We start from the raw sequence: 3,034 nt of genomic DNA, 5'->3' as shown, positions 1-3,034 counted from the left end.
ATTGTGGTCGCTCCTGTCTTTGTTTTATCTGATATTGATATTGGTGTTTGTCCCGCACCCGTCCCCTAAGTTTCCCGTCCCGGGCCGCGAGGCGTGTGCGGGGCCGAGTCCCCGGCTTTCCCCGCCGTTTGCCGGGGCGTGGCCGGGAGGTGTCAGTGGATGATTCCGGTGCGCAGTGCGACGGCGACCATCCCGGCCCGGTCGCCGGTGCCCAGCTTGCGGGCGATCCGGGCGAGGTGGGACTTGACGGTCAGGGCGGACAGGCCCATCGAGACGCCGATGGCCTTGTTGGACTGGCCCTCCGCGACGAGGCGCAGGACCTCGACCTCGCGGCCGGAGAGCTCGCGGTAGCCGCCCGGGTGGCTCGGGGCACCCGGGGGGCGGCGGTGCATGCGGGCGGCGGCGGCACCGATGGGGGCGGCGCCGGGCCGGGTGGGGAGCCCGATGTTGGTGCGCGTGCCGGTGACGACGTAGCCCTTCACTCCGCCCGCGAGGGCGTTGCGCACGGCGCCGATGTCGTCGGCGGCGGACAGGGCCAGGCCGTTCGGCCAGCCGGCGGCCCGCGTCTCGGAGAGCAGGGTGAGACCGGAACCGTCGGGCAGGTGTACGTCGGCCACGCAGATGTCGCGCGGGCTGCCGACGCGGGGGCGGGCCTCCGCGATGGACGACGCCTCGATCACGTCACGTACTCCGAGGGCCCACAGATGGCGGGTCACGGTGGAACGCACGCGCGGGTCGGCCACGACGACCATGGCCGTCGGCTTGTTCGGGCGGTAGGCGACCAGGCTTGCGGGCTGCTCGAGAAGAACGGACACCTAGGCCTCCTGGGGGAGTGGCGGGACGGGCCGGCTCGGGGAAGGAAGCCGGTGCGAACCGTGCGGATGGTCACCCACTCCTTCGGCACGTCACCCGCCCGGCTTTAGGGAATGATCACGATTTGGTGAGTAACAATTCGGGCAATTCGGACGCACGATCGATCATCGGGTGATCAGAAGCCCACAACGGGCGCCCGGTTCCGACACTCCGCCGCCGGCCCTCGATCGACCGTTCTACGGGGCCCGGTGCGTTCGGACGCCGCCGCGGGTGCCGCGCGGGCGGCCACGGGCGGCCACGGGCGGCTACGGGTGGTGCGGACCGCGCCGCTGTGGCAGGGAGACCACGCCGGTCCCCGAGTCCGTCGGCCCCACCGGCGGCAGCCCGGCGATCTGGCACAGCAGCTCGCACCAAGCCGACAGGTGCGCCGAGGTGTCCGGCACCCCGCCCACGCCCTCCCGCGGCGTCCACGAGGCCCTGATCTCGATCTGCGTGGCCGGCCGCCGCTCCGAGAGCCCGCCGAAATAGTGCGAGCTCGCCATGGTCACGGTGCCGCTCGCCTCCCCGTACGCCAGTCCGCGCGCCTCCAGCGCCCCGGTCAGCCACGACCAGCACACCTCGGGCAGGAGGGGATCGGCGGCCATCTCGGGCTCCAGCTCGGCCCGTACGAGCGTCACCAGGCGGAACGTCCCGTGCCACGCGTCGTGCCCGGACGGATCGTGGAGCAGGATGAGCCGGCCGTCGGCCAGATCGTCCTCGCCGTCCACGACCGCGGCTTCGAGGGCGTACGCGTGCGGGGCCAGGCGCTGCGGCGGTCTGGCGGGGTCGATCTCGATCCCCGGACGCAGCCGCGCCTTCTTCAAGCCGTCGACCGCCCGCCGGAACGGGAGCGGGACGGAGCTCTCCTTCGCGCTGTCCATACCGTCGGCGCCATCTGAAAATCGTCCCTGAGCCGCAGCCATGCGGGGAAGACTAGGCGGAACGAGCGTCCGCGCGCCGCAGGGACACCCGTGCCGGGCCGCGCACTTCTTCATACGTGCGAAGATTTGCGGCGTGAGCGCCAATGACCGCCCCACGGGCCAGCCGAGTCAGACGTACGATTCCGCCTTCCTGAAGGCGTGCCGGCGGGAGCCGGTGCCGCACACCCCGGTGTGGTTCATGCGGCAGGCCGGGCGCTCGCTCCCCGAGTACCGCAAGGTGCGCGAGGGGACCCAGATGCTGGAGTCGTGCATGCGGCCCGACCTGGTCACGGAGATCACGCTCCAGCCCGTCCGCCGCCACGACGTGGACGCGGCGATCTTCTTCTCCGACATCGTCGTCCCGCTGAAGGCCATCGGCGTCGACCTGGACATCAAGCCCGGCGTCGGCCCCGTCGTCGCCCGGCCGATCCGCCGCCGCGAGGACCTCGCACAGCTGCGCGACCTCACCCCCGAGGACGTCTCGTACGTCACCGAGGCGATCGGCATGCTCACGGGTGAACTGGGCTCCACGCCGTTGATCGGCTTCGCCGGCGCGCCTTTCACCCTCGCGAGCTACCTCGTCGAGGGCGGCCCGTCGAAGAACCACGAGCACACCAAGGCCCTGATGTACGGCGACCCGCAGCTGTGGGCCGACCTGCTGGACCGCCTCGCGGAGATCACCTCCGCCTTCCTGAAGGTCCAGATCGAGGCCGGCGCCTCCGCGGTCCAGCTCTTCGACTCCTGGGTCGGCGCGCTCCCCCCGGCGGACTACCGGCGCTCGGTCATGCCCGCCTCGGCGAAGGTCTTCGAGTCGGTCGCCTCGTACGGGGTCCCGCGGATCCACTTCGGCGTCGGCACGGGTGAGCTGCTCGGCCTGATGGGCGAGGCCGGCGCGGACGTCATGGGCGTCGACTACCGGGTCTCGCTGGACGAGGCCGTCAAGCGGATCGGCCCCGGCAAGGCGCTCCAGGGGAACCTGGACCCGGCCGTGCTCTTCTCCACCGAGGAGGCCGTGCGCACGAAGGCGGACGAGGTCCTGGCGGCCGCGGCCGGCCTGGAGGGCCACGTCTTCAACCTGGGCCACGGCGTCCTCCCGACGACGGACCCGGACGCCCTGACCCGCCTGGTGGACTACGTCCACACCAAGACCGCGAGCTGATCCGGAGGGGCGGCGAGCCCCGCCCCGGCCCCACCCCCGCCCCCCAACGGGGCGGTCCCGGCGGGGGGCCGGGGCCGGCGGCGGGTGAGCCCCGCCGGCCCGG

At 72.5% G+C, this 3,034-nt stretch carries 3 protein-coding genes; 1 reads left to right on the top strand and 2 read right to left on the bottom strand.

All coding sequences use genetic code 11. The features are described from left to right. Positions 1-152: 152 nt before the first annotated feature. Together ACFXA3_RS39875 and ACFXA3_RS39870 are read right to left on the bottom strand one after the other, a co-directional pair. Positions 153-815 (bottom strand): response regulator transcription factor, encoded by a 663-nt coding sequence (locus ACFXA3_RS39875; protein WP_007267191.1) that lies wholly within the window; start codon positions 813-815, stop codon positions 153-155. Between the two features lie 303 nt (positions 816-1,118). Beyond that, complete coding sequence (locus ACFXA3_RS39870; RefSeq protein ID WP_385195896.1) at positions 1,119-1,775, bottom strand: DUF3000 domain-containing protein; 657 nt, start codon at positions 1,773-1,775, stop codon at positions 1,119-1,121. A 91-nt stretch (positions 1,776-1,866) separates the two neighbouring features. On the opposite strand from ACFXA3_RS39870, the gene hemE reads away from it, so the two are divergent. Beyond that, a complete protein-coding gene (gene hemE / locus ACFXA3_RS39865) occupies positions 1,867-2,931 on the top strand; it encodes a uroporphyrinogen decarboxylase (protein ID WP_385195894.1) in 1,065 nt (354 codons plus the stop codon). Positions 2,932-3,034 lie beyond the last annotated feature (103 nt).

The organism is Streptomyces sp. NPDC059456 (genome assembly GCF_042750055.1).
Lineage (GTDB): Bacteria > Actinomycetota > Actinomycetes > Streptomycetales > Streptomycetaceae > Streptomyces.
Note: the sequence above shows the minus strand (reverse complement) of the source record. Positions and strands in the feature narration are given on the sequence as shown.